Annotated in this window: 23 protein-coding genes; 7 read left to right on the top strand and 16 right to left on the bottom strand. The window is 70.9% G+C overall.

From position 1 onward, the window contains the following. Window positions 1-371 precede the first annotated feature (371 nt). The 6 genes from WBN91_RS31085 to WBN91_RS31060 all read right to left on the bottom strand — a co-directional run bounded on the left by WBN91_RS31085 (window position 372) and on the right by WBN91_RS31060 (window position 7,674). Window positions 372-1,142, bottom strand: coding sequence for a fumarylacetoacetate hydrolase family protein (locus tag WBN91_RS31085; RefSeq protein ID WP_337726887.1), 771 nt, complete (start codon window positions 1,140-1,142; stop codon window positions 372-374). Window positions 1,143-1,171: 29 nt separating this feature from the next. Beyond that, complete coding sequence (gene cimA, locus WBN91_RS31080; RefSeq protein WP_337726888.1) at window positions 1,172-2,752, bottom strand: citramalate synthase; 1,581 nt, start codon at window positions 2,750-2,752, stop codon at window positions 1,172-1,174. A gap of 210 nt (window positions 2,753-2,962) precedes the next feature. Beyond that, window positions 2,963-3,946, bottom strand: coding sequence for an ABC transporter substrate-binding protein (locus WBN91_RS31075; RefSeq protein ID WP_337726889.1), 984 nt, complete (start codon window positions 3,944-3,946; stop codon window positions 2,963-2,965). Continuing rightward, entirely contained in the window at window positions 3,943-4,707 is a 765-nt protein-coding gene (locus WBN91_RS31070; RefSeq protein ID WP_337726890.1) for a heme ABC transporter ATP-binding protein, read from the bottom strand. Before WBN91_RS31070 ends, WBN91_RS31075 begins: the two co-directional genes overlap by 4 nt. Next, on the bottom strand, window positions 4,707-5,729 hold the full coding sequence (locus WBN91_RS31065) for a FecCD family ABC transporter permease (protein WP_337726891.1): 1,023 nt from the start codon (window positions 5,727-5,729) through the stop codon (window positions 4,707-4,709). Before WBN91_RS31065 ends, WBN91_RS31070 begins: the two co-directional genes overlap by 1 nt. 1,081 nt (window positions 5,730-6,810) lie before the next feature. Next, window positions 6,811-7,674 (bottom strand): LysR substrate-binding domain-containing protein, encoded by an 864-nt coding sequence (locus tag WBN91_RS31060; protein ID WP_337726892.1) that lies wholly within the window; start codon window positions 7,672-7,674, stop codon window positions 6,811-6,813. Between the two features lie 80 nt (window positions 7,675-7,754). On the opposite strand from WBN91_RS31060, the gene WBN91_RS31055 reads away from it, so the two are divergent. Beyond that, window positions 7,755-8,099 (top strand): DoxX family protein, encoded by a 345-nt coding sequence (locus WBN91_RS31055; protein WP_337726893.1) that lies wholly within the window; start codon window positions 7,755-7,757, stop codon window positions 8,097-8,099. A gap of 73 nt (window positions 8,100-8,172) precedes the next feature. Here the strand turns inward: WBN91_RS31055 and WBN91_RS31050 are convergent, their stop codons facing one another. The 3 genes from WBN91_RS31050 to serA all read right to left on the bottom strand — a co-directional run bounded on the left by WBN91_RS31050 (window position 8,173) and on the right by serA (window position 14,618). Beyond that, window positions 8,173-9,213 carry a 3-isopropylmalate dehydrogenase gene (locus WBN91_RS31050; protein ID WP_121226304.1) on the bottom strand — a complete coding sequence of 347 codons (1,041 nt, stop codon included), beginning with the start codon at window positions 9,211-9,213 and terminating at the stop codon, window positions 8,173-8,175. A gap of 239 nt (window positions 9,214-9,452) precedes the next feature. Next, window positions 9,453-12,767 carry a S8 family serine peptidase gene (locus tag WBN91_RS31045; protein ID WP_337726894.1) on the bottom strand — a complete coding sequence of 1,105 codons (3,315 nt, stop codon included), beginning with the start codon at window positions 12,765-12,767 and terminating at the stop codon, window positions 9,453-9,455. A 261-nt stretch (window positions 12,768-13,028) separates the two neighbouring features. After that, window positions 13,029-14,618 (bottom strand): phosphoglycerate dehydrogenase, encoded by a 1,590-nt coding sequence (gene serA, locus WBN91_RS31040; RefSeq protein ID WP_337726895.1) that lies wholly within the window; start codon window positions 14,616-14,618, stop codon window positions 13,029-13,031. A gap of 234 nt (window positions 14,619-14,852) precedes the next feature. On the opposite strand from serA, the gene WBN91_RS31035 reads away from it, so the two are divergent. Continuing rightward, window positions 14,853-15,095 (top strand): hypothetical protein, encoded by a 243-nt coding sequence (locus WBN91_RS31035; protein WP_337726896.1) that lies wholly within the window; start codon window positions 14,853-14,855, stop codon window positions 15,093-15,095. Between the two features lie 5 nt (window positions 15,096-15,100). On the opposite strand, the gene WBN91_RS31030 is transcribed toward WBN91_RS31035, so the two are convergent. From WBN91_RS31030 to WBN91_RS31010, 5 genes are all read right to left on the bottom strand, one after another. Beyond that, window positions 15,101-15,472 (bottom strand): alpha/beta fold hydrolase, encoded by a 372-nt coding sequence (locus tag WBN91_RS31030; RefSeq protein ID WP_337726897.1) that lies wholly within the window; start codon window positions 15,470-15,472, stop codon window positions 15,101-15,103. 115 nt (window positions 15,473-15,587) lie between these two features. Next, a complete protein-coding gene (locus WBN91_RS31025; protein ID WP_337726899.1) occupies window positions 15,588-15,857 on the bottom strand; it encodes a DUF397 domain-containing protein in 270 nt (89 codons plus the stop codon). 69 nt (window positions 15,858-15,926) lie between these two features. Then, window positions 15,927-16,940 carry a ketol-acid reductoisomerase gene (ilvC, locus tag WBN91_RS31020; protein WP_337726900.1) on the bottom strand — a complete coding sequence of 338 codons (1,014 nt, stop codon included), beginning with the start codon at window positions 16,938-16,940 and terminating at the stop codon, window positions 15,927-15,929. A gap of 32 nt (window positions 16,941-16,972) precedes the next feature. Next, complete coding sequence (gene ilvN / locus WBN91_RS31015) at window positions 16,973-17,479, bottom strand: acetolactate synthase small subunit (RefSeq protein ID WP_121226290.1); 507 nt, start codon at window positions 17,477-17,479, stop codon at window positions 16,973-16,975. A 40-nt stretch (window positions 17,480-17,519) separates the two neighbouring features. Next, a complete protein-coding gene (locus WBN91_RS31010) occupies window positions 17,520-19,358 on the bottom strand; it encodes an acetolactate synthase large subunit (protein WP_337726901.1) in 1,839 nt (612 codons plus the stop codon). 294 nt (window positions 19,359-19,652) lie between these two features. Here WBN91_RS31010 and WBN91_RS31005 point away from each other — a divergent pair, with 294 nt between their 5' ends. The 3 genes from WBN91_RS31005 to ilvD all read left to right on the top strand — a co-directional run bounded on the left by WBN91_RS31005 (window position 19,653) and on the right by ilvD (window position 22,417). After that, window positions 19,653-20,048, top strand: coding sequence for a PH domain-containing protein (locus WBN91_RS31005; RefSeq protein WP_337726902.1), 396 nt, complete (start codon window positions 19,653-19,655; stop codon window positions 20,046-20,048). Further along, entirely contained in the window at window positions 20,045-20,485 is a 441-nt protein-coding gene (locus WBN91_RS31000) for a vitamin K epoxide reductase family protein (RefSeq protein WP_337726903.1), read from the top strand. The genes WBN91_RS31005 and WBN91_RS31000 overlap by 4 nt, the downstream gene beginning before the upstream one ends. Before the next feature lie 87 nt (window positions 20,486-20,572). Continuing rightward, window positions 20,573-22,417: a dihydroxy-acid dehydratase gene (gene ilvD, locus WBN91_RS30995; protein WP_337726905.1), complete on the top strand. Its 1,845-nt coding sequence runs from the start codon at window positions 20,573-20,575 to the stop codon at window positions 22,415-22,417. Window positions 22,418-22,471: 54 nt separating this feature from the next. Here the strand turns inward: ilvD and WBN91_RS30990 are convergent, their stop codons facing one another. After that, window positions 22,472-23,236, bottom strand: coding sequence for a DoxX family protein (locus WBN91_RS30990; protein WP_337729422.1), 765 nt, complete (start codon window positions 23,234-23,236; stop codon window positions 22,472-22,474). An 85-nt stretch (window positions 23,237-23,321) separates the two neighbouring features. Continuing rightward, entirely contained in the window at window positions 23,322-24,236 is a 915-nt protein-coding gene (locus tag WBN91_RS30985) for a 2-hydroxyacid dehydrogenase (protein WP_337726907.1), read from the bottom strand. 30 nt (window positions 24,237-24,266) lie between these two features. On the opposite strand from WBN91_RS30985, the gene WBN91_RS30980 reads away from it, so the two are divergent. Together WBN91_RS30980 and WBN91_RS30975 are read left to right on the top strand one after the other, a co-directional pair. Next, window positions 24,267-25,124, top strand: a complete 858-nt coding sequence (locus tag WBN91_RS30980) for an alpha/beta fold hydrolase (RefSeq protein WP_337726908.1) — start codon at window positions 24,267-24,269, stop codon at window positions 25,122-25,124. Window positions 25,125-25,134: 10 nt separating this feature from the next. Then, window positions 25,135-26,322, top strand: coding sequence for a PQQ-dependent sugar dehydrogenase (locus WBN91_RS30975; protein ID WP_337726909.1), 1,188 nt, complete (start codon window positions 25,135-25,137; stop codon window positions 26,320-26,322). Window positions 26,323-26,413: the final 91 nt, after the last annotated feature.

Genomic DNA, 26,413 nt, shown 5'->3' with positions numbered 1-26,413 from the left:
AAAATTTCGGCTGCACCCGACCAAAAGCGTGGTAGCCCTTCGGGCAGGCCATACGGGGATGACGGAAGAAGCCCAGGAGAGCGGTCTGCTGCGCTAGCTACTTCGGACGCCCTGCGGGCGCGAAGAGCGGGGGCGACGAGCGCCGAGGGGCTGGGTGGCGAGCGCGACAAGCCGAGTGGTGGGGCGCGAAGCGCGGGCGGCGAGCGCGGGGGCGGCGGGGCGCGAGGAGGCCGCGGCGCGAGCTCGAGACGCCGAGCGGAGGGGCGCAGCGAGTCGAGCGGGGTGCGAAGGGGGCGCGGCGAGCGCGAGAAGTGGGGCGGGTTGGGGGTGTGGCTCGGGCGGCCTCTTGGGTGGGGCCGCCCGAGGCTGTGTCAGCGGTTGGATACCGGGTTGGTCAAGGTGCCCAGGCCCTCGATCGTGACCGAGACCGACTGGCCCGCCGTGATCGGGCCCACGCCGGCCGGGGTGCCGGTCAGGATGATGTCCAGGGGGCGCAAGGTCATCACGGAGGAGATGTATTCGATCAGGGCTGGGATGTCGTGCACCAGTTGCGAGGTTCGTGCGTCCTGCTTCAGGGTGCCGTCCACCTCCGTCTTGATGGCCACGTCGGTCGGGTCGAAGTCCGTTTCCACCCACGGGCCCAGGGGGCAGAAGGTGTCGAAGCCCTTGGCTCGGGTCCACTGGCCGTCGGACTTCTGGAGGTCTCGGGCCGTGACGTCGTTGGCGATCGTGTAGCCGAGGATGGACTGGCGGGCTCGTGAGGCCGGGATGTCCCTGCCGCCGACGCCGATCACCACTGCCAGTTCGCCCTCGAAGTCCACCCGTTCGGAGACCGCGGGCAGCTTGATCTCCGCGTTTGGCCCGATCACGGCGGTGTTGGGCTTGAGGAAGATCAAGGGCTCCGCGGGGACCTCGTTGCCCAGTTCGGCGGCGTGGTCGGCGTAGTTGCGGCCTACGCACACGATCTTGGGGGGCAGGAACGGCGCCAGCAGGCGGACGTCGGCCAAGGGCCAGCGGCGGCCGGTGAAGGTGGGGTTGGCGAAGGGCTCGTCGGCGATCTCTGCGGCGGTCAGGTCGTCGCCTTCGCCTTCGATCGCGGCGAAAGCGAGGCCATCCGGCTGGGCGATTCGGGCAATGCGCACGCCGATCACCCTAACCGGATGGCCGGGGGTCACACTCGGCTGGCCTTGTGCACCAGAGCGTCACACAGGGCGAGCCAGCTGGCCTCGACGATGTTCCCGTGCACGCCCACGGTGGTCCACTCGCGCTCGCCGTCGGTCGACTCGACGAGCACGCGGGTGACGGCGTCGGTGCCGTGTTGGTCGGTCAGGATGCGCACCTTGTAGTCGTTCAGCTCCACGGTGTCCAACCAGGACAGGTGGGGCAGCAGCGCCTTGCGCAGGGCCGCGTCCAGCGCGTGCACGGGGCCGTTGCCCTCGGCGGTGGCGATGACCCGCTCCCCCGCCACGTGCACCTTGACCGTGGCCTCGGACACGATGACGCCGTCCTGCCTGTGGTCGAGGACGACGCGGTAGGACTCCAGCGTGAACGGCGGCTCGTCCAGTTCGGACAGCTCGCGCTTGAGCAGGAGCTCCAGGGAGGCGTCGGCGGCCTCGAAGGACCAGCCGCCGGCCTCCATCTCCTTCACCGTGCGCACGACGTTGGTCAGCGCATCGGGCCGGCGGGTCAGGTCGATCCCGAGCTCACGTCCCTTGAGCTCCAGACTGGCCCGACCCGCCATCTCGGTGACCAGCACCCGCATGTCGTTGCCGACGGTGTCCGGGTCGATGTGGTTGTACAACTCCGGGTCCACCTTGATCGCGCTCGCGTGCAGGCCCGCCTTGTGGGCGAAGGCCGACGACCCGACGTAGGCCTGGTGGGTGTCGGGTGCGATGTTCGCGATCTCGGCAAGGGCATGGGAGACGCGGGTGAGCTCGGCCAGCGATTCGTGCGGTAGCACCGGCAGGCCGAGTTTGGTCACGAGGTTCCCGACGACGGCGAACAGGTCCGCGTTGCCCGCTCGCTCGCCGTAGCCGTTCGCGGTGCACTGGACGTGGGTCGCCCCCGCCTGCACCGCGGCGACGGTGTTGGCCACCGCGCAGGACGTGTCGTCCTGGCAGTGGATGCCGACGCGGAAGCCCGTGCGGGCGATGACGTCGGCGACGGTCTCGGCCAGGCCCAGCGGGAGCTGGCCGCCGTTGGTGTCGCAGAGGACGACGACGTCGGCGCCACCCTCCACAGCGGACTCCAGCACGCGCAGGGACGTGTCCGGGTCGAACGCGAAGCCGTCGAAGAAGTGCTCGGCGTCCAGGAACACGCGGCGGCCCTCGTCGACCAGGAAGCGGACGGTGTCGCGGACCATCGCGCAGTTCTCGGCCACGTCGGTGCGCAGGGCGCGTTCGATGTGGCGGCGGTCGGACTTGGCGACGAGGGTGACCACTGGGGCTTGCGAGTCGAGCAACGCCCTGACCTGCGGGTCTTCGTCCACCTTGACCCCGGCCTTGCGGGTGGAGCCGAAGGCCACGAGCTGGGCGTGCTTGAGCGTGAGGTCGCCGCCGGCGGCGCGGGCGAAGAACTCGGTGTCCTTGGGCAGCGCGCCCGGCCAACCGCCCTCGATGAACCCGACCCCCAGCGAGTCCAGCAGGCGCGCCACGGCCAGCTTGTCCGTGACGGAGTAGGAGATGCCCTCGCGCTGGGCACCGTCCCGCAGAGTCGTGTCGTAGACGTGGAAGGAATCGCCGAGCGTGGTCACCGGGGGTCTCCTATGCGAGTCTTCAGAAAACAAAAAGACCCCCCGCAGGATGCGAGAGGTCGGCGCGTCGGGTGCTGGGGAAGCACTTACCCGACGCGCTGGGAAATAATGATCACGGCGTGGAGAGCCACGTCTGCGATAGTGCCACACCCGTCCGCGACATACCAAGCCACGGACGGGTGTTCCCACACTCTGAACAGGGGCCGAGTCTCAGGCGCCGAGGCCGGCCAGGTAGCGGGCGAAGGCCTCGATGGCGGCAGGGTTGCGCGGGCTCTCCACGAGGGCCGCGTAGGGCAGCACGAAGAAGCGCTTGTCCTTGATGGCCGGGACTTCCCTTAGCGGCGCGTACGACTCCAGGAACGCGCGCTTCTGGTCGGGCGTGACCGCGTCGCCGTCGGCGTAGTCGTTGATCACGATGACGTCCGGCGCGCGGGCGACGACGGCCTCCCAACCGACTGTGGTCCAGCTGTCGTCGAGGTCGCCGAAGATGTTGTCACCGCCCGCCTTCCCGATCACGTCCTGCGGCGCGGCGTTCTTCCCGGCCGTAAAAGGCTGGTCCAGGCCGCTGTCGTAGAGGAAGACCTTCGGCCGTGGCTTTCCAGAGGTCAGTTTTTCCGCGTTCGCGACCTGCTTGCGGTACTGCGCGATGAGCGCGTCGGCGCGGTCCTCTACGCGGAAGATGGCACCGAGGTTCTTGAGGTCGGTGTAGAGGGCCTCCAGCGGCGGCATGATGCCGCGTTGCTTGCCGACGCCGTTCCGGCAGGCTTCGGTGAGCTGGTAGGTGGCGACGCCGAGTGACTTGAGTGCGTCCGGGGTGAAGCCGGTGCTCTCCGAGAAGCCGTAGTTCCAGCCCGCGAACACGAGGTCCGCGCCCGCGCCCTGGACGACCTCCTTGCTGATCTCCTCGGCCAGGCGGGGCACCTTGGCGTAGTCGGCCTTCCACGGCGAGGAGTCGATGTCGCCCTGGTGGTTCGCGTCGACGACGTAGCCCGCCATGCGGTCGGCCAGGCCCAGCGCGAACATCAGCTCGGTGATGCCGGTGTCGTTGGTGACCACCTTGGCCGGGGTCCGGTCGTAGGTGACCCGCTGTCCGCAGTTCTCCACGGTGACCGCGGCGCCGCCTCCCTCCGGTGCGGCGACGGTGGCGCCGCAGCCCGTGACGAGCAGTGCGGCCAACACGACGAGCCTTCTCACGAACCGACCTCCGGGTGTTCGAACAGCAGTTGCGGCACCCCGCTGGTGGGGTGCGGGACGACGTGGGCGTGGACCTGGAAGACCTCGCGCAACACCTCGGGGGTGAGCACTTCCCGTGGTGTGCCGGTGACGTGGACGCGTCCCCCGTGCAGCACGTGCAGGCGGTCGCAGTGCGCGGCGGCGAGGTTGAGGTCGTGCAGAACGGTGAGGACCGTGGTCCCGAGGGAGCGCACCAGGCGCAGGACGGAGAGCTGGTGGCCGATGTCGGGGTGGTTGGTGGGCTCGTCCAGCACGAGCACCTTCGGTTGCTGCGCCAGCGCCCTGGCGATCAGCACGCGTTGACGCTCGCCGCCGGACAGGCTCAGGAAGCTGCGGTGGGCGAGGTGGCCGGCGTCCACCCTGGACAGTGCCTCGGCGCAGATGTCCCTGTCCCGCGCGGATTCCCGGTCGAAAGCGGTCTGGTGCGGCAGGCGGCCCATCGCGACCACCTCGGTGACCGTGAAGTCGAACTCGACGTGGCTGTCCTGGGTGAGGGCGGCGAGGGCCTTCGCGGATTCCTTGACCGGCAGGCGGTCCAGCGGTTCGCCGTCGAGCTTGACCACGCCTTTGTTCGGTTTCAGGGCGCGGTACACGCACCGCAGGGTCGTGGACTTGCCGCTGCCGTTGGGTCCGACGATGCCGTGCACCTCGCCGGTGCCGACGGTGAGCGTGACGTCGTGGAGGATGCGGTCCACGGTGAGGTTCTCGACTTGGACGTCCATCAGCGTCCCCCGAAGACGTAGCCGCGACCGCGCATGAGGAACACGAAGCAGGGCACGCCGAGCGCGGCCGTGATGACGCCCAGCGGAAGTTCTTCCGGCGCGGCGAGCAGGCGAGCGGCGACGTCCACCCAGATCAGGAAGCACGCGCCCGCGAGGGGTGCGACGGCGAGCACCTTGCGGTGGTCCGCGCCGACGACCAGGCGCACCAGGTGCGGCAACATCAGCCCGACGAACCCCACCGCCCCGCTCACCGCGACCAGCACGCCGGTCATCGCGGCGGTGACCAGGAACAGGGCTTTGCGCAGCCGGGTGACGTCCACGCCGAGGGTCGTCGCGGTCTCGTCGCCCATCGACATCGCGTTGAGGCGCTTGGCCTGCGTCTGGAGGTAGAGGACCCCGAGGACGACCGTGGCGGCGGCGACCGGGAGGGACGTCCACGTGACCCCGCCGAGACTGCCCAACAGCCAGAACATCGCCGCGCGCGCCGCTTCGCCGCGGGGTGACTGGAAGACCAGCAGCATCGCGACGGCGCTGAAGCCGTACGCCATCGCCGTTCCGGTGAGGACCAGGCGGAGCGGGGTGAGGCCGTTCTTGCGGGCGGCCAGGTAGACCAGCGCCATCGCGGCGAGCGCGGAGAGGAAGGCCGCCGTGGAGAGGGCGTAGACGCCGAGCGAGGCGAACAGTCCGGTGGTGGCGACGGCCGTGGCCCCCACGCTCGCGCCGCTGGAGATGCCGAGCACGTACGGGTCGGCAAGTGCGTTGCGCACCATCGCCTGAACCGCCACCCCGACCACGGCCAGTCCCGCACCGACCACGGCGGCCAGCAGCACGCGCGGCAGGCGGATGTCCCAGACGATCCGGTACTGACCGGCTTCCTGAAGGCTGATCGTGCCCCCGGTGATGCCCTGGTTGAGGAGGTGGAGCACTTGCCCGAAGGGAACGGAAACCGGCCCGAGCGCCACGCCGAACAAGACGGACAACCCCAACACCGCGCACAGCCCTGCGCAGAGCCTCGACGTCACCGGTCACCTTCCGGACAGGTGGCCGTGCGGAACGCAGCCGGGAACCGGCCCACGCATCCGTTCCCGCAGACCACGGCAGGACTAGGAGCACTACCGCCGCCTACGGGTGATCGGGCTCGCCCCCTCGCGGGGACCTACCGTTGCGGGTCAGCGCCGGACTTCGACCGGACTTCCCCCGACAGGTGGCTGGCCCCGACCCTACGTGTTGTCCACACCGGTGGTTGAGGGAGGTGCCGGCGGTGGCGGGTCGGGGTAGCGTCCCGACTGCACGACCAGAACCTGTTTGCCCAGCTCAGCTCACCACCCGATCGTGTGACATGCAGGATCGGGCACCAAACCCCGACTCGCGCGTCCCGTGATTAGAAGGAACGCGCGGCCGGCCCCAACGACCACCGAACCGACACCACCACCACCCACACGCCCCCAGCCCCAGCCCCGCTGCAATCCCAGCCCACCGCACGCCCCGGCCCGCTATAGGCCCGCCCGCCCGCCGCACGCCCGGCCCACCGCAAGCCCACCCGCCGCACGCCCGGCCCGCTGTACGCCCGGCCCGCTGTACGCCCGGCCCGCTGTACGCCCGACCGCCCGCCGCACGCCCGCCCACGCCCGCTGTACGCCAGCCCGCCGCATGCCCGCCCGTCGTGCGCCCGGCCCGCCGCACACATCTCGCATCCCACGCCGCAGCCCCCACGCGCCGCCGCATCCCGGCACCCCCGCACCGCACGCCCCGCACCGCACGCCCCGCGCCATCCGCGCCTCGCACGCTCGCGCCCAAGCCCGCCCGCGCCAGGCGACTGGCCCGCCGCCGCGCGCCCACGCGCGCCCACAGCGGCCCGCCCGCGCAACCCATGCGCGCGGCCCGTCCCGCGCGACCCCGCCCCCGCGATCCGTCCCGCGCAACCCGGTCCCCGCGCGACCCCGTCCCCGCGCAATCCCGTCCCGCACAACTCCGTCCCCGCACAACCCCGTCCGCGCGATCCGTCCCGCGCGACCCCGTGCCCGCACAACCCCGTCCGCACAACCCCGTCCGCACAACCCCGTCCCCACGCAACCCCGTCCGCGCGATCCGACCGCGCGGCGGTCACCTGCGCTGGGGGTGGCGGTAAGCCGCGGTGGCTAGTTGGACGAAGGAGTGGATCAGGGGGTTGGGGTCGTGTTTGTTCCAGGCGACCACGACGCGGCTTGGGGGCATGTCGGTTACCGGGACCACCGCCAAGGTCGTCGGGAGGTCGTGGCCGAGGGGGGCGAGGCCAACGGTTCCGTTCCACAGCACGGCTTGCAGGCATTCCTGGACCACTCGCACCACCGGGCCGGTTCGGGGGACGCCGCCGTTCCAGTACGACTGCCACACGGGGTCGGTTCCGTCCGGGAAGCGGAACCAAGGGCGGTCGGCTAGGTCCGCGAGGGTCAAGTGGTCGCGGGCGGACAAGGGGTCGTCGGAGCGTAGGACCGCGCCTACCGGGTCGGCGCGTAGCTCGTGCACGGCCAGTGCGGTCTCCGTGAACGGGGCTCGGGTCAGGGCGATGTCCACCGAACCCGCACGCAGGCCGCAGGTTGGGTCGGCCAGGTCGGTGTCGCGGACGTGGATGGCGATGTTCGGGTGTTTTCGGCGGTATGACGCAGCCAGTCTTGTGGTGCCCAGGTCGGTGCTGTCGCCCAGGATGCCGATCGTCAGGCTCGACGCGCCGGCCGCCGCCGCTACCCGGACCCGCACCCGGTCGGCCTGGTCTAGCAGGGTGCGGGCCTCGTGCAGGAGGACGGCACCTACCGAAGTCAGGGTGACGCCGGTGGGTGAACGGTCGAACAGCGGAGCGCCGACGTCCTTCTCCAAGCGTTGGATCGCACGGCTCAGCGGCGGTTGGCTCATGTGCAGGCGTGCGGCGGCTCGGCCGAAGTGGAGTTCCTCGGCGACGGCTACGAAATAGCGCAGTGCGCGCAGCTCCACGCAGCCACGATACCCAAGCGGTATCGGGACACCGGAAAGGGTCTTGGACCGCTGGACTGCTGGTCCAGTGCACTGAACACGTGACCTACTGGATCGTCGCGAGCCTGCTCGCCCTCTTCTACCTCTACGCGGGCACGCTGAAAGTCGTCCGCACCCGCGACCAGCTCCGGCCGATGATGGCCTGGGTGGACCGCCTGCCCATGCCCGCCGTCCGCACCATCGGGCTGCTCGAAGTGCTCGGCGCGCTCGGACTGGTCCTGCCGCCGCTGACCGGGGTCGCGCCGTGGCTCGCGCTCGCCGCCGCGGTGGGGTTCGTGCTGCTGCAAGTCGCCGCCATCCCGGTTCACCTGACCGGCGGGGACCGACGAATCGCGCTCAACGTCGGGCTGCTGGCCCTGGCGGTGCTGGCGGTGGTCGTGCGCTGAAGCGCGGTCGGTGCACTGGGATGCGAGAAGGCCGCCCCGCCGAAAAGCGGGACGGCCTTCTCTGGTGAAGAACTCAGGCGCCGGCGCGGGCGTTGCTGCTCACCAGGGCCGCCAAGCGGTCGCCGACCGCGTAGGTGGCACCCGGTGACGAGTGGTCGCGGGTGGCCAGGTCGAAGGCCACCGACGCCTCGATGCGGCGGGCCGCCTCGTGTTCGCCGAGGTGGTCGAGCATCAGGGCCACGCTGAGGACCGCCGCCGTCGGGTCGGCGATGCCCTGGCCCGCGATGTCCGGCGCGCTGCCGTGGACCGGCTCGAACATGCTCGGGTTGCGCCGCGTCACGTCGAGGTTGCCGCTCGCCGCGAGCCCGATGCCACCGGTGACCGCCGCCGCCAGGTCGGTCAGGATGTCGCCGAACAGGTTGTCCGTCACGATCACGTCGTACCGGGCCGGGTCCGTGACCAGGTGGATCGTGGCCGCGTCCACGTGCTGGTAGGCCACGGTCACGTCCGGGTGCTGGAGCGAGACCTCCTCCACCACGCGCGACCACAACGACCCGGCGTGCGTGAGCACGTTGGTCTTGTGCACCAGCGTCAGGTGCTTGCGCGGCCGGTTCGCCGCGCGGGCGAACGCGTCCCGGACCACCCGCTCGACGCCGAACGAGGTGTTGATGGACACCTCGGTGGCGATCTCGTGCGGGGTGTCCTTGCGCAGGAGGCCGCCGTTGCCGGCGTACAGGCCCTCCGTGCCCTCGCGCACCACCACCATGTCGATCTCCGGCGGGTCGGCGATCGGGCTGCGCACGCCGGGGTAGAGCCGGGCCGGGCGCAGGTTCACGTGGTGGTCGAGTTCGAACCTCAGCCGGAGCAGGAGGCCGCGCTCCAGGATGCCACTGGGGACCGACGGGTCGCCCACGGCGCCGAGCAGGATCGCGTCGTGCTGGCGGAGTTCACCGAGCACCGACTCCGGCAACAGCTCACCTGTGGCGTGCCAGCGCGCCGCGCCGAGGTCGTAGCGGGTGATCTCAGCCGCTGGAACGACCTCACCGAGCACCTTCAGGGCCTCGGCGACGACCTCGGGCCCGATCCCGTCTCCTGGGATCACTGCGAGCCGCATCCACACACCTCCCAGGTATCAGTCCCATTGCGCGGGACTAGTTTCCTTTGCGAAAGGCTACCGGTCGACACCCCGTTCGCCGCACTCGGAACACCCTTCTGTGGCCGTTTCTCCCGTACTGCGGGACACCCGAACGGTTCAGCGCCCCCGATCGGCCGTCACCCGATGGTCTTAAACGGCTCTGGCCGGTCGGGAGCAGTCCCGACCGGCCAGAGTGGGCTAAACCCGTGTTCCTACTCTCACTCCGCCCGGGTCGAGGTCCGGACCCGCGTCTTCACCACGTCCACCTTGTCACCGGTGGCGTTGTGGTGGTGCAGGACGAGCAGGCTGTCGGAGCCGTCGGCCGCCAGCGCGTCGGCGTCGCGGTTGACCACGAGCGCCGTGCCCGGCCGCGCCCGGTAGGACAGCGCGGCGTCGCCGCCGCCCTGCACCCACAGGCCCGGCTTGAGCGGGTCGAACGAGGCAGGCGTGTCGATCGAGTCGACCAGGCCGTTGGTCGTGCCCGGCGCGAGGTAGAAGCCCGCCACCCCGGTCGTATATGAGATACGAGAGGTGTCGGCGTTCGCGTCGATGCCCAGCGCCGACAGCAGCACCGGCAGGACCACGACGTTGGTGTCGAACACGTTGGTGTCCACGTCGCCGAACTGGCCGTTCACGCCCTGGATGTCGACGGTCTGACCGGTGGCGAGGTCCACCGTGACCGCGACCAGCAGGTCGGTGTCGGTCAGCTTGTTCGCGTAGACCTCGTAGTCCGCCTTGCCGTCACCCGTGGTGTCGATGTCGACGAACGGGATGGTGTTGTTGCCCAGGTTGTACCAGTTGCCCCAGGTGGCGATGCCGAACGCGAGCAGCGCGTTCTCCGGGGTGCCCTGCTGCTTGGCCAGCGGCGCGGTGGACGTGACGCCCACGTACCGCAGGTCGCCGCCCTTGGCGGTGTCGTTGAGCGTGCAGTTGGTCGTCACCGACCGGCGGCACTCGCGCAGCTTCGGCGAGGTCTGCTGCAACTCCAGCACGCTGACCAGCGACTGGTACGCGCCCTGGTTCACACCGCGACCGGTCAGGTTCAGCACCGCCTGCGGGCCGCGGAAGGTGAGGCGGTCCGCGGTGCTGATGTCGGCGGCCGGCTTCGGCGCCGAGTACACCGGCACCCGCAGCGGGACCGTGCTGCCGCTCTTCGGCGTGAACACGACCCGGCCGGACGCGTCGGCCAGGAACTGGCGCGGCACGTCGAGGTGGGTGGCCTCGATCGTCGGGTCGACCGTCTTGCGCAGGTCGCCCGGCTTGTCGATCTTCAGGGTGACCTGGACGCGGGCGATGCCGCGCGGGCTGAGCTTGACGGTCTTCTGCGACAGCTCGTACCGCACGCCCGGGATCGTGGTCAGGGCCTGGTAGTCGACGGTGTAGTCGACCCACTTGGTCGACTTGTTGACCACCTTGATGGTCTTGGTCAGCGACACCGGCCCGGTCACCTCGACCGTGCCGAACGACGCGGACACCGCGCCCGGGTCGTCCTGGACGTAGGCCAGCACCTGGTTCTCCAGGGCCGCCTTGCCGTCGATGCGGCCGGAGCCGACGCGGTTGGGCGCGTAGGTCTCGCCGTCCGCCTTCACGTCCGCGGACGCGCTGTTCATGACCGCGGCCTTGACCTCTTCCGGGGTCCAGTCCGGGTGCGCCTGGCGGACCAGCGCCGCGATGCCCGTGGTGTGCGGTGCGGCCATCGAGGTGCCGCTGATCACCAGGGTCTTGTTGCCGGAGCCGACCAGGGCCGAGGCGATGCTGTCACCGGGGGCCGCCACGTCGGGCTTGACGACCGGGCCGCGCACGCCGCGCGAGGTGAACGAGCTGGGCGTGTCGGTGATCGACTGGTCGTAGGTCGGCAGCACGGTGCGCAGGTCGCCCGCGAGGCGGACGGTCAGCGTGCCGGCCTGGACCGCGGGGCGCAGGGCGTTGGTCGCCGACCCGGTGAACTGGAGGACCGGGATGGCCGCGTTGCCCGCGATGCCCGCGCTGAAGTGCTCCAGGGTGGAGGAGAACACCGCGCCGATCGCGCCCGCGGCGGTCACGTTGTTCGACCGGCCACCGGAGCCGCAACGGCGGCTGGCGTCGTTGTCGTCCCACTCCAGCCAGGCGATCTTGCCCGCGACGGCGGCCTTGTCGGCAGCCGACAGCGGGAGGCAGCCGTCCTTGTTGCCCGGGTCGCTCAACGGCACGACCGCGCCGGTGACCGACTTGCCCTCGTAGTTGAAGTTCTGGCTGTACTGGCCGGCCTGGCGGCCCGGCGTCGGCGCGACGACCTCGGCCGCGTCGCGCAGCACGTACGCGTCGCGCGTGCTGGCCACGGTCAGCGCCTCGGGGGTGCTGCCCGGCGAGCCGCCGATGTCGTACAGGTCGCCGCCGTTGCCCGCGGAGAACACGGTCACGACGCCGGAGGCGTTGAGCTTGCGGACGAACAGGCTGTCCGGGTCGTCCGGGGCGCCGTAGTCCGAGCCCAGCGACAGGTTGACCACGTCGAGGTGGTCGCTGAAGTCGCCGTCGCCGTCGGGGTCGAGCGCCCAGTCCAGGGCCTGCGCGGTGACGTTGGTCGAACCGTCGCAGCCGAACACCTTCAGCGCGTACAGCAGGGCCTTCGGCGCGGTGCCGGGGCCGATGCGCATCGCGTCGAGCGCCTCGGGCGTGAGCTTGGTGTAGTCGCCCGTGAAGGTGGTGCCGTCGGCGTTGACGCCGAAGCCCGCCGCCGTGCCGGCCACGTGCGTGCCGTGGCTGTTGCAGTCGATCGGGTTCGGGTCCGGCTTGGGCGTGTTGACCGCCGGGTCGGTGCTGGCGCCGTCGTAGGCGTTGCCCACGAAGTCGTAGCCGCCGACGACCTTGGCGGTCGGGAAGTAGCTCGGGTCCACCTTGGTCTCGTCGATGGCCTGGAAGGCCTCGATCGTGCCCGGACCCGCGAAGTCGGCGTGGGTGTAGTCGATGCCCGTGTCGATGATGCCGACGCGGACGTCGTCGCCGAGCTTGCCGTACTGCTGCCACTCCTTGAGCGTGTTGGTCAGCTGCACGGCGCTGGAGTTCTGGCGCGACTTCGGCACCACCGTGCGGACGGACTTCACGTCCGCGCGCTGCGCCAGCTCGCGCACCTTGTCGGCGTCGGCGGTGACGACCACGCCCGGCACGCCGTTCGAGGTGCGGTACAGCTCCTTGGTGCCGGAGTCCTTGGCCTTCAGGTCGCCGACGACCGCGTCGGTCTTGCGACCGGTGTCGTCCTTTGTGGCCTTGGCGGCGTCCTTGGCCTGCTGCTTCGACGCGCCCTGGCTGGTCTTCTCCGCGTACGTGTCGACGGCGGGCTTGGCCTCCAGCTCGACGAACGCGGTGACCTTGCCCTGCGCGGCCGACAGCCGCTTGCCCACCTTCAACTGCAACTTGCCGGCGTCCAGCCCGTGCGCGGGTGCGACGGACTCGGCCGGCTGATCTGCCGCGGCCAGGGCCGAACCGGTGGAAGCCGCGAGGAGGATCGCGGCCAGCACCGGTGCGGCGGATCTGGCGACAACGCGAGATCGGCTCACAACGTGCCCCAATGAGGTCGGATACGACCCGGCAGGCAGCGCAGCCACGTCCGGTAGGGGGCAGCCGCCCGCGTGGTGCCGTGCCCTCTACGGCACCGGGTCAACCTCGTGGGGGGAACCTAATCGGTCCGGTCGACTGATCGACTAGTCCGAACGAGTGACGACAACCACAGATTTGACAATCAACGGTGAACTGTGACGCCGCCGGGACCTGCGGCGATATACCTCGAACAGGTCCCGGCGGCGATCATCCACCGATCGTCACTCGAAGTCGACCGCGCGCACCGTGCGGGCGCCCACGGCGGCGCCGATCGGGTCCAGCACGGCGGTGTCGACCGGGCGGTCGACGCGCAGCAGCATGAACGCGTCCGCGCCGTCCTTGGTCTGGCTGATCTGGGCCGCCTCGACGTTCACGCCCGCCTCGCCGAGCAGGGTGCCGACGGTGCCCATCACGCCCGGCCGGTCCGGGTACTCCAGCAGCAGCACGTTGCCCTCGGCGCGCAGGTCGAAGCTGCGACCGTTGATGCCGACCAGCTTCTCCACCTGGTCCAGGCCGGTGAGCGTGCCCGACACCGTGGTGGTGGAACCGTCGGCGTGCACCGCGCGCACCGTCACCAGGCTGCGGTGGTTGGCGCTCTCCGGCTCCTTGACCAGGTCCACCGTCACGCCCAGCGAGGCCGCGAGGCTCGGCGCGTTGACGAAGGTGACCTGCTCCTCGACCACGCTGGAGAACACGCCGCGCAGCGCGGCCAGCGGCAGCACCGCGACGTCCTCGTTGGACAGCTCGCCGCGCACCTCGATGGTGACGCTGGTCGGGGCCTTGGCGCTGAGCGCCGACACGACCGTGCCCAGCTTCTGCACCAGCGGCAGGTACGGGCGGACCTCCTCGCCGACCACGCCGCCGCCCTGCACGTTCACCGCGTCCGGCACGAACTCGCCCTGGAGGGCCAGCAGCACCGACTTGGCCACGTCCGTGCCCGCCCGGTCCTGCGCCTCCGTGGTGGACGCGCCCAGGTGCGGGGTGACCACGACGTTCTCCAGGCCGAACAGCGGCGACTCGGTGGTCGGCTCGGTGCTGAACACGTCGATGCCCGCGCCGCCGACCTGGCCGTCGCGCACCGCGTCGGCCAGCGCCTGCTCGTCGACCAGCCCGCCGCGCGCGGCGTTGACGATGATCACGCCCCGCTTGGCCTTCGCGAGCTGCTCGGCGCCGATGAGGCCCTTGGTCTCCGGCGTCTTGGGCAGGTGGATGGAGATGAAGTCCGAGCGCTCCAGCAGCTCTTCCAGCGAGACCAGCTCGATGCCCAGCTGCGCGGCGCGCTGCGCGCTCACGTACGGGTCGTAGGCGATGAGCGTGGTGCCGAACGCGGCCAGGCGCGCGGCGAACAGCTGCCCGATCTTGCCCAGGCCGACCACGCCGACGGTCTTGCCGTGGACCTCGACGCCGTTGAACTTGCTGCGCTTCCACTCGTGGTTCTGGAGGGTGGCGTGGGCGGCCGGGACCTGGCGGGCGGTGGCCAGCAGCAGGGCCACGGCGTGCTCGGCGGCGCTGACGATGTTGGAGGTCGGCGCGTTGACCACCATCACGCCGCGCTCGGTGGCCACCGGCACCTCGACGTTGTCCAGGCCCACGCCCGCGCGGGCGACGACCTTGAGCTTCGTGGTCGCCTCGAACACCTCGCGGTCCACCTTCGTGGCGGAGCGGACCAGCAGCGCGTCGGCGTCGGCCACGGCGGCCAGCAGCGCCGGGCGGTCGGTGCCGTCGACGTGGCGCACTTCGAGACCGTCGCCGAACACGTCGAGCACGGAGGGGGCGAGCTTCTCGGCGATCAGGACAACGGGCTTGGTCACGGACGTGCTCCCGGTGGTGTGCAAGGCGGGTGGGGAGCGCGGGGCCGTATCCAGCGAGCCGAGACCCGCGCCGGCCGGCCACGGCAATGTGTCCGGGTTGTTAACGAGCATAGTCAGCGGGGGTCGGGTTCCGTGAACCCGGGTGCCCTGTCTCACCTGCTGGTTTCCGGTACGAGCGTTCTACAACGGGGTACTCCGGCGGCAGTGTCGTCGCGAGGCCGAGGGGGTCGGCTGGTGCCCGGAGAAGTGACACCCCGACAGCGGGCGGTGTTCTACGCGGTCCTGCTCGTGGTCTACGGCTCACTGGTGGCGGTCGCCGTCCTGTTCCACGAACGGGTCCGATGGCTGCCCTCCGCCGTGGGCATCCTCGGCGGAGTCCTGCTGCTCAACGCCGCCGAGGCGTGGTGGCGGCGGCGCAGGGCCCGCAAGGGCGACGAACAGGACCGACCACCACCGGGGCTCGACAACCCCTCGTGACCGGCCTAGGCATCGGGGGCCACGGGCGGGGTGCCGGCGACCCGTTGCCGCGAGGTCCAGCCCAGCAGCAGTTCGCTGGTCGTCTCGGGTGCTTCGAGCATCGGGATGTGCCCGACCCCGGGCAGCAGCTCGATCCGCGCGTTCGGCACCACCTCGTACTGGTGCGCCGACGACGGGTCCCAACGGGGGTCGGCGGCACCGAAGACCACCAGCACCGGGACGTCGAGGGCGGCGAGACGATCGGGCACGCCGCGCTCCGCGATGTACGCGGTGTTGCGGCGCAACGACATCCTGAAGGCGCGGTACGAGGTCCTGCGGGGACCGCCGACTTCCGGTCTTGGACGAATGTCCTCGGGGGAACGATCACCGGTTGCCACGCGTCAGCGGTTCGCGCCGACCTCGACCGGTAGCGGCCCGACCCCTGCGGACTCAGTCGCCCCTCGACGTCGGCTTCCAGCAGGAACGGTTGGGCGACGATGCGGCGAACCGGGGTCACCAGGGTTCGTCGAACTCGCCGTCCTTCACACCCAGGATGAACGCCTCCCACTCCGCCGGCGTGAACACCAGGACCGGACCCTCGGGGTGGGCGGAGTTGCGCATCGCCGTGTACGTCACGCCGTCGGTGTGTTCGACGAACGCGATCTCGACGTGTTCTTCCTCGTCCTCCGCGCCTTCGTCGCTGCGGAGCCAGGTCGCGCCGGACAGGTCCAGGTTGCCCCGCACGTGGGCCTTGTCGTCGTAGATCGGCGCGCTGTCGCTCATGCGGCCTAGGTATACCGGAGCCCGCGGTGTGTGAGAACACCGCGGGCTCCGTGGGGGAATGGCTTGGGGTCAGGCCGTTTCGGTGATCGGCCGGTCGACCCAGGACATCAGGCCGCGCAGCTTCTTGCCGACCTCCTCGATCGGGTGCTGCTCGCCTTCCTGCTGCAACTTCTTGTAGTTGCCGCGGCCGGCGTCGTCCTCGCCGACCCACTCGGTGGCGAAGGTGCCGTCCTGGATCTCGCCCAGGATCTTGCGCATCTCCTCCTTGACCGACGGCGTGATGACGCGCGGGCCGCGGGTGAGGTCGCCGTACTCGGCGGTGTCGGAGATGGAGTAGCGCATGCGGGCGATGCCGCCCTCGTACATGAGGTCGACGATCAGCTTCAGCTCGTGGAGGCACTCGAAGTAGGCCACCTCGGGGGCGTAGCCCGCCTCGGTCAGCACCTCGAAGCCCGCCTGCACCAGCGCCGACGCGCCGCCGCAGAGCACCGCCTGCTCACCGAACAGGTCGGTCTCGGTCTCCTCCTTGAACGTGGTCTTGATGACGCCCGCGCGGGTGCCGCCGATGGCCTTGGCGTAGGACAGGGCCAGCGCCTGCGCGGTGCCGGACGCGTCCTGCTCGACCGCGATCAGCGCGGGCACGCCCTTGCCGTCCACGAACTGGCGGCGCACCAGGTGGCCGGGACCCTTCGGCGCGACCATCGCCACGTCCACGTTGGACGGGGCCTCGATCAGGCCGTAGCGGATGTTGAAGCCGTGCCCGAAGAACAGCGCGTCGCCGTCCTTGAGGTTGGGCGCGATGTCCTGGGCGTAGATGTGCCGCTGCGCGGTGTCCGGCGCCAGGACCATGATCACGTCGGCCTCGGCCGCCGCGTCGGCGTTGGACAGGACCCGCAGGCCCTCCTCCTCCGCCTTGGCCGCGGACTTCGAGCCCTCGCGGAGACCGATCCGCACGTCGACACCGGAGTCGCGCAGGCTCAGCGCGTGGGCGTGACCCTGGCTGCCGTAGCCGATGACCGCGACCTTGCGCCCCTGGATGATGCTCAGGTCGGCATCGTCGTCGTAGAAGATCTCGACGCTCACTGGTGGTACTTCCCTTCGTGGGTCAATGACATTCAGCGCACCGCGGTCGCGGTGATGGATCGGGCGCCACGGCCGATGGCGACCATGCCGGACTGGACGATCTCACGCAGCCCGTAGGGCTCCAGCATCCGCAGCAACGCGTCGAGCTTCTCGGACGTGCCGGTCGCCTCGACCGTCACCGCTTCGGGTGACACGTCGACGACCTTCGCGCGGAACAACTGCACCGTCTCCAGGACCTGGCTGCGGACGGTGGCGTCGGCGCGCACCTTCACGAGCAGGAGCTGGCGCTGCACCGACGCGGTCGGCTCCAGCTCCACGATCTTGATGACGTTGATGAGCTTGTTGAGCTGCTTGGTGACCTGCTCCAGGGGCAGCTCGTCCACGGAGACCACGATGGTCATCCGGGAGATCTCGGGGTGCTCGGTGCGCCCCACGGCGAGCGACTCGATGTTGAAGCCGCGGCGGGAGAACAGCCCCGCCACCCGCGCGAGGACACCGGGCTTGTCCTCGACCAGAACGCTCAGGGTGTGCCTCGTCATCGTGCTTCCTCGTCGTGTCGGTTCGGTCGGCGCGGCATCGTCACTCGTCCTCGTCGAACAGCGGGCGGATGCCCCGCGCGGCCATGATCTCGCTGTTGCCGGTGCCCGCCGCGACCATCGGCCACACCTGCGCGTCCTTGCCGACGACGAAGTCGATGACCACCGGGCGGTCGTTGATCTCCATCGCCTGCGCGATCACGGCGTCCACCTCCTCCTTGGACTCCGCGCGCAGCCCGGCGCAGCCCAGCGCCTCGGCCAGCAGCACGAAGTCGGGGATGCGGTGCTTGTGGGTGCCCAGGTCGGTGTTGGAGTAGCGCTCGCCGTAGAACAGGGTCTGCCACTGGCGGACCATGCCCAGGTTGCCGTTGTTGATGACGGCGACCTTGATCGGGATGCCCTCGATGGCGCAGGTGGCCAGCTCCTGGTTGGTCATCTGGAAGCAGCCGTCGCCGTCGATCGCCCACACCTGGACGTCCGGGACGCCCGCCTTCGCGCCCATCGCCGCGGGCACCGCGTAGCCCATCGTGCCCAGGCCGCCGGAGTTGATCCAGGTGCGCGGCGACTCGTACTTGACGAACTGCGCCGCCCACATCTGGTGCTGCCCGACGCCCGCGGTGAACAGGGTGTCCGCCGGGGTCAGCGCGCCGATCCGCTCGATCACGTACTGCGGGGACAGCGTGCCGTCCTCCGGCCAGTCGTAGCCCAGCGGGAACGTGCCGCGCAGCGCGTCCAGCTGCTCCCACCACGGCGCGAGGTCGACGGTCCGCTTCGAGTTCTCCTTCTCGGTGCGGACGGCGTCGATCAGCTCGGCGATGATCTCCTTGCAGTCGCCCACGATCGGGACGTCCGCGCGGCGGTTCTTGGAGATCTCGGCCGGGTCGATGTCGGCGTGCACGACCTGCGCGTCCGGCGCGAAGGTGGACAGCTGGCCGGTGACCCGGTCGTCGAACCGGGCGCCCAGGGCGACCAGCAGGTCCGACTTCTGCATGGCGGCGACGGCCGCGACCGTGCCGTGCATGCCGGGCATGCCCAGGTGCTGCGGGTGCGAGTCGGGGAACGCGCCGCGCGCCATGAGCGTGGTGACGACCGGGATCTTGGTCTCCTCGGCCAGGCGCATCAGCTCGGCCGACGCCTCGGCCTTGATGACGCCGCCGCCCACGTACAGCACCGGGCGCTTGGCCGCGGCGATGAGCTTGGCGGCCTCGCGGACCTGCTTGCCGTGCGGCCGGGTGGTCGGCCGGTAGCCGGGCAGGCGCAGCTCCGGCGGCCAGGAGAACGACGTCATCTCCTGGAGGACGTCCTTGGGGATGTCCACCAGGACCGGGCCGGGGCGGCCGGTGGCGGCCAGGTGGAAGGCCTCGGCGATGGCGCGCGGGATCTCGGCCGGGTCGGTGACCAGGAAGTTGTGCTTGGTGATCGGCATCGTGATGCCGCAGATGTCGGCTTCCTGGAACGCGTCGGTGCCGATCAGGCCGCGGCTCTGCTGGCCGGTGATGGCGACCACCGGGACGGAGTCCATGTTGGCGTCGGCCAGCGGCGTGACCAGGTTCGTCGCGCCGGGGCCGGAGGTCGCCATGCACACGCCGACCTTGCCGGTGGCCTGCGCGTAGCCGGTCGCGGCGTGGCCCGCGCCCTGCTCGTGGCGCACCAGGATGTGGCGCACCTTCGTGGAGTCGAGCAACGGGTCGTAGGCAGGGAGGATCGTGCCGCCGGGGATGCCGAACACCACTTCGCAGCCGACCGCTTCGAGCGAGCGGACGAGGGACTGGGCACCGGTCACGCGGACGGGGGCACCGCTCGGCGGGGCCGGTTTCGGCCGCGGTCCAGGGCGGGGCGACGGCGGCTCACCGGGAGCCGGTCGCGAGGTTGCGCTGGTCATCTTCTCTGCCTCGTGGGTGTGGAGAATGCACGGTCCGGGCACGAAAAAACCCTCGCCAACCCGATCTGGACGGGTCGTACGAGGGTCGCGCGTCGACGCAGCCTGCTACTGCCTAGGCGTCGACGCGCCTGGGAAGTACGAGAACGAGGTTGCGCTGCATGCCGGTGACGTTAACCGTGAACCGCGAGGGGCGTCAACTGTGCGGGACGGCACTCCCGGATGGTGGGCGCCTGTCCGTGCGTGAACGAGGGTCGGAGTCACCCGTCCGGTGGCACGGTGGCAGCATCTCGTGACGTGGACAAGCTCGTGTTCCGGATCCCCTCGCCCGCGCTCCTGGCGTGCCTCACGATCGCCATCTGCGTGACCCCGGTCGCCTGGACGGTGCCCGGTCTCCAGGCCCTCTACGCGGTGCCGGTCGGGTACGCGGTGTGGATCGTGCGCAACCGGACCACGGTGGACTCGTCGCAGCTCGTGGCACGCAGCACGTTCGGCAAGCGGGTCGTCGCGTGGGACGACGTGAAGGCCATCAAGGTCGTGCCGAAGGGCTGGCTGAGCGCGGTGCTGAAGGACGACTCGCAGGTCCGGCTGCCCGCCGTGCGCGCCATGCACCTGTCCGCGCTCTCGTCGGTCAGCGGTGGCCGCGTGCCTGACCCGGAAGCGACACCCGGCTCCGTAGAGTCATCGGAGTGACTTCCACCACGCAGACCCGCTGGGTGCCCGGGGTCAGCCTGGCGCTGGCGCTGGCCGGGCTCGCCGTCTCCGCGTACCTGACCGTCGCCCACTTCGCCGCCGGGACGCTGCTGTGCGCCGAGGGCGAGGTCGTGGACTGCGGGACGGTCACCACCAGTGAGCAGTCGGAGCTGCTGGGCGTGCCGGTGGCCGTCCTGGGCCTGGCGTTCTTCGTGTTCGTGACGGTGCTGTGCCTGCCGTTCGCGTGGCGGGACCGGCGGCTGCACTGGGTGCGGCTGGGGTCGGTGGCCGTGGGCGTGCTGTTCGTGGTCTACCTGGTCGCGGCCGAGTTCCTGCTGATCGGCAAGATCTGCCTGTGGTGCACCGCTGTGCACGTCGTCACGCTCGCGCTGGCCGGCGTGCTGCTCGTGGACGCGTTGCGGCGGAGTAACCTCTGATCCACCGCTCCCCGTCACGCCCGGTGCCCACCCCCCGCACTGGATCGCTTCGGACACCTTTCCCGGGTTTTTCTCCTTGGAGGAGCCTTGCCACCGCTCCGTTCCCGCACCACGACCCACGGCCGCAACGCCGCGGGCGCTCGCGCGCTGTGGCGCGCGACCGGCATGACCGACTCCGATTTCGGCAAGCCGATCGTGGCCATCGCCAACTCCTACACGCAGTTCGTGCCGGGTCACGTGCACCTCCGCGACCTCGGCGACATCGTGGCGGAGGCGGTGCGCGAAGCGGGCGGCGTGCCGCGCGAGTTCCACACCATCGCGGTGGACGACGGCATCGCGATGGGGCACAGCGGGATGCTGTACTCGCTGCCGTCGCGCGAGATCATCGCCGACTCGGTCGAGTACATGGTCAACGCGCACCAGGCCGACGCGATCGTGTGCATCTCCAACTGCGACAAGATCACCCCGGGCATGCTCAACGCAGCCATGCGGCTCAACATCCCGGTCGTGTTCGTCTCCGGCGGTCCGATGGAGGCCGGCAAGGCGGTCGTGGTGGACGGTGTGGCCGTCGCGCCGACCGACCTGATCACGGCGATCTCGGCGTCGGCGTCCCCGCAGGTGGACGACGAGGGCCTGGCGGTGGTCGAGCGCTCGGCGTGCCCGACGTGCGGGTCCTGCTCGGGCATGTTCACCGCGAACTCCATGAACTGCCTCACCGAGGCGCTGGGCCTGGCCCTGCCCGGCAACGGCTCGACATTGGCCACGCACGAGGCCCGGCGCGAGCTGTTCTCGCGGGCCGGCCGCACGGTCGTGGAGCTGTGCAAGCGGTACTACGGCGAGGACGACGAGTCGGTCCTGCCGCGCTCGATCGCGTCCCGGGCGGCGTTCGAGAACGCGATGGCGCTGGACATGGCGATGGGCGGCTCGACCAACACGGTGCTGCACATCCTGGCCGCGGCGCGGGAAGGCGAGATCGACTTCTCGCTGGCCGACATCGACGCGCTGAGCCGGCGGGTGCCGTGCCTGTCGAAGGTGTCGCCGAACTCGGACTACCACATGGAGGACGTCCACCGGGCGGGCGGCATCCCGGCCCTGCTGGGCGAGCTGTGGCGGGGCGGGCTGCTGCGCGAGGACGTGTGGTCGGTGCACAGCCCGGACCTGGCGTCCTGGCTGACGGCGTGGGACATCCGGTCCTCCTCGCCGTCGCCCGAGGCCGTCGAGCTGTTCCACGCCGCTCCGGGCGGGGTGCGGACCACGCAGGCGTTCTCGACGGGCAACCGGTGGTCGAAGCTGGACACGGACGCGGCCGGCGGCTGCATCCGGGACGTCGAGCACGCGTACACCAAGGACGGCGGGCTGGCCGTGCTGCACGGCAACCTGGCCGAGCGCGGTGCGGTCATCAAGGCGGCCGGCGTCGACGAGGAGCTGTGGCACTTCGAGGGGCCGGCGCGGGTCGTGGAGTCGCAGGAGCAGGCCGTGTCGGTGATCCTGAACAAGGAGATCCAGCCCGGTGACGTGCTCGTCGTGCGCTACGAAGGTCCGGCGGGCGGTCCCGGGATGCAGGAGATGCTGCACCCGACCGCGTTCCTCAAGGGCGCGGGCCTGGGCAAGAAGTGCGCCCTGATCACCGACGGCCGCTTCTCGGGCGGCACGTCCGGCCTGTCCATCGGCCACGTCTCGCCGGAGGCGGCGGGCGGCGGCGTGATCGGCCTGGTCGAGGACGGCGACCGGATCCTGATCGACGTGCACGAGCGGCGGCTGGAGCTGCTGGTGCCCGACGAGGTGCTGGCGGAGCGGCGGGCCAAGATGGAGGCCTCGGAGCGCCCGTGGCAGCCGGTCGACCGAGAGCGGCCGGTGACCTCGGCCCTGCGCGCCTACGCCCGGATGGCGACCGACGCGTCGATGGGCGCTGTTCGGGACGTGAACCGGTAGGACTGCTCGCGCGAACGGCCCGTCCCGCGGGGGACGGGCCGTTCGCGCGTCGGGTCAGCGGAAGACGTAGAGGGTCGCCGCCGTGGCGCCCGCCGCCAGGAGCAGGCACAGGAAGCCCGACAGCAACGGGTGGCGGAACCAGCTGCGGTTGTAGTCGAAGGCCGCGCGCCCCGGACCCGCGAACAGCACGGCGAAGGACATCGCGGCCAGGGCGGCCTCCAGCTCGATGCCGTTGGGCGCGAAGTAGCCGCCGCGGTACTTGAGGGCGATGGCGTTGGCCAGCACGCCGAGCACGCCCGCCGCCGCCAGCGGGGTGAACAGGCCCAGGACCAGCAGGCCGCCGCCGGCCAGCTCGGTGATCCCGGTGACCCAGGCGAGGATGCGCGCCTCGCGGTAGCCCGAGCTCTCCAGGAATCTCGTGAAACCGTCGATGCCCGGGCCGCCGAACAGCCCGAACACCTTCTGGAGGCCGTGCGCGACGAACGCGCCGCCCAGCGCCAGGCGCAGCACCAGCAGGCCCAGGTCGGCGCTGCCCGACCAGCCGAACGGCTTGCGCTCGTCCTCCTCGTCGAAGTGCGAGGTGGCGGGCGGGTCGTAGTCGGTGACCGGGGTGAAGCCGGAGGTGTCGAAGGTGTTGGTGTCCTTGTCGAACGCGCTGGGTGCGGTGAACGCCGTCGTGTCCCTCCCGAACGTCTGCGTGCCGGCGTCGAAGTGGTGCGCTCCCCCGCTCGATGTCGAGGACGTCGAGGTCGAGTAGAAACCGTCGTCGGAGTAGCCGCTCGAACCCGAAGCCTTCGAGCGGTCGTCGTGGGTAGCCACGAACCCGCACGTTAGGAGGTTCGGACCACGACCGCGAGCGTCCGATCCGCCGCCAAGACTCACCCAAATGGAGTAATGTGATCGCCTAGTAGGTGCCCCGGACGAGGTTCCGCGGTTCCTCGCCGCGGACGAACCGGGCCACCTCCGACGCCACCACCGCGTACGCCCGCTCCGCGTGCCCGGTGCACGACCCGGCCACGTGCGGGGTGAGGAACAGGCCCGGGACGGTCCACAGTGGATGGTCCGAGGGCAGCGGTTCCGGTTCGGTGACGTCCAGGGCGGCGCGCAGCCGGCCCGAGGCGAGTTCGGCCACCAGGGCGTCGGTGTCGACCACCGGGCCGCGGGCCGCGTTGACCAGGATCGCCCCGTCCTTCATGCGGGCCAGGAACCCGGCGTCCACCATCCCCGTCGTCTCGTCGGTCAGCGGCACCACGACCAGCACGGCGTCGTGGTCGGGCAGCAGGTCGGGCAGCTCGTCCATCCCGTGCACGCCGTCGCGCGCGCTCCGCCCGACCAGGGTCGCCGACGCGTCGAACGGCAGCAGCCGCCGCCGGAACTGCTCGCCCAGGTCACCCGCGCCGACCACGAGGACCCGCTTGTCCTGCAACGTCTCCGTGACGTGGTAGTCCCACCGGCGCTCCTGCCGCGCCCGCTCGAACACCGGGAAGTCCCGGTAGATCGCGAGCAGCGCCCCGATCGCCCACTCCGCCGTGGAACCGCCGTGCGCACCGCGGCACGTGGACAACATCACACCGTCGGGCACGGTCCCGATGAACCGCTCCGCGCCGGCCGACAGCAGCTGCACCAGCCGCAGCTTGGGCAGCTGCGCGAAGAACTCGGACGGATCGGTGCTCTGGAGGAACTTCGGCACCAGCACCTCGGCGTGCGCGGCCTCGGGCGGCAGGGGCGCGCCCACCTCGTACTTGACCGCCCGCACACCCTCCACGTCGGACAGGACGCGGACACCGAGGTCGTCGGGCACCAGAACGGTGAATGTCACGGCACCGCACGTTACGGCACACTGGCCGCCATGCGGGAGCACGACGTCTTCTCCGCGGACGGCACGCGGATCAGGGTCTGGCGCACCGGCACCGACGGCCCGGACGTGCTCCTGAGCCCAGGCCTCGGCGCCGTGCCGACGGCCTGGCCCGAGCTGCCCGATGCACGCGTGTCCGGCTGGTACCACCGCGGGATGCTCGGTTCGGCCCGCCCCGACGACCCCGCGCGCATCTCTGTCGACGACCACGTGGCCGACGCGCTGGCCGTGCTGGACGACGCGCACGTCGAGCGGTGCGTCGTGGTGGGCTGGTCGATGGGCGTGACGGTCGCGGCGGAGCTGGCGTTGCGGCACCCCGAACGCGTGTCCGGCCTGATGCTGGTCGCGGGCGCGGCGGGCGACCCGTTCGCGAGCGTGCTGGGCCTGCCCGGCGTTCCCGAGGATGTGCGCCGGCTGCTGGGCGTCTCATCGGCGACGGCGCTGCGCCTCGCCGGCCCGCTGCTGGACGCCGTGCTGCACCGCGTGCCCGTGCCGGACCTGCCGTCGCCGTTGGTGGCGTCGCTGCGCCGGTTCCTCGGGCACGACTGGGGTTGGTACTTCACCCTCGCGCTGGCGCTGGGCCGCACGTCCCGCCAGGACCTGACCGGTGTGACGTGCCCCACGACCGTCTTGGCCGGCCGGTACGACTGGTTGGCGTCCCCGGACAGCCTGCTCGGCCCGGTCGCGGGCCTGCCGCAGGCCAGGGTGCGGATGCTGCCCAACACCCACTTCCTGCCGCTGGAGAACCCGGACGTCGTGGTCGCGGAGTTGGAGCTGCTGCTGGACCGCGTGGCGGGCGTGGAGGACGCCCTCCAGGACCTGCTCACCTCACGTTCACGGCCGCGCGCCTAGCCTGGACGTCGTGTCTCGACTGCGTGCGGTGCTCATCGGGTCCGCCGTCGGCCTGCTGGCCGTCGGCTGCGCGAGCTTCCCCGAGCAGCCGGCACCCGCCGGCTGGAGCGCCGCCCCCCAGCTCACCCCCCAAGCAGGCCCCCGCCCGGAACTCCCGGGCGAACTGCCCAAGGGCCCCGGCCAGGGCCAACAGCCAGGCGGCCAACAACCCGCACCGGTCCCCCCGCCGCAGGGTTGCAAGGACTTCCACCCTGCCGTGGTCGGCACGTGCCTGTCCCCCGTGTCCGGCGTGGCCTTGGCGGACGTGAACGAAACCACCGGCGCGGTAACCGCCCTGGCCACCGAACGCAGCACCGGCCGCCTCCTCCGGGTGACCAAGGACGTGGACCCGGTCGTAGTGCACACCTTCGAGGTGGACGCGTCGTCGGACGGCGGCCTGACCGGCCTGACCCTGTCCCCCACGTACGCCGAAGACCAACTGATCTACGTCTACGCGACAACCGCCACCGACAACCGCGTACTCCGAATCGCCCCCGGCGACGTCCCGAAGCCAGTACTCACCGGCATCCCAAAGGGTCCGACAGGCAACCGAGGCACCCTGGCCCACGACCGCACCGGCGCCCTCCTGGTCGCGACGGGCGACGCGGGCAACCCAGCCGCCGCCACAGACCCGAACTCCCTGGCCGGCAAGGTCCTCCGCATCGACCTCTCCGGCCAACCCGCCCCCGGCAACCCGACCCAGGGCTCCCGCGTGCTGGCGTCGGGCCTGCGCTCGCCCGGCGGCCTGTGCGTATCCCTGGACGGCACCAAGACTTGGGTAACCGACTGGACCCAGTCGGCAGACGTTCTTTACCGGGTCGAAGCCGGCAAGCCCTTGACGAACCCAGCCTGGTCGTGGCCGGACAAGCCGGGCGTGACCGGCTGCTCCTCCCTGTCCGACGCGGTCTGGCTGACCACCGCAAAGACCCCGGGAACTCTGACCTTGCCGATGAACCAGGACGGCAGCTTCACCGGCAAACCGGAAGCGACGCTGACTGGGGAGGACGGCTTCGGCCGGCTCGGCCCGATGCTGGCTTTGGACGACCGGACAGCTCTCGCGGGCACGGTCAACAAGGAAGCCGGCGGCGCACCGGTGTCGAGCGACGACCGAGTGGTAATCCTCGTGCGCCCGCAGGGCGGCACCAGCGGCCGGGACTAACCCCCACACACAACCGCGCGCAGCGCGCCCTTCGCGCGCGGAGCGCGCGGTAGGTGTTACCTACAAGTGGAGGGCCTCGGTTCCCCCACCG

The organism is Saccharothrix sp. CCNWYY140 (genome assembly GCF_037401995.1).
Taxonomy (GTDB): Bacteria; Actinomycetota; Actinomycetes; order Mycobacteriales; family Pseudonocardiaceae; genus Actinosynnema.
Note: the sequence above shows the minus strand (reverse complement) of the source record. Positions and strands in the feature narration are given on the sequence as shown.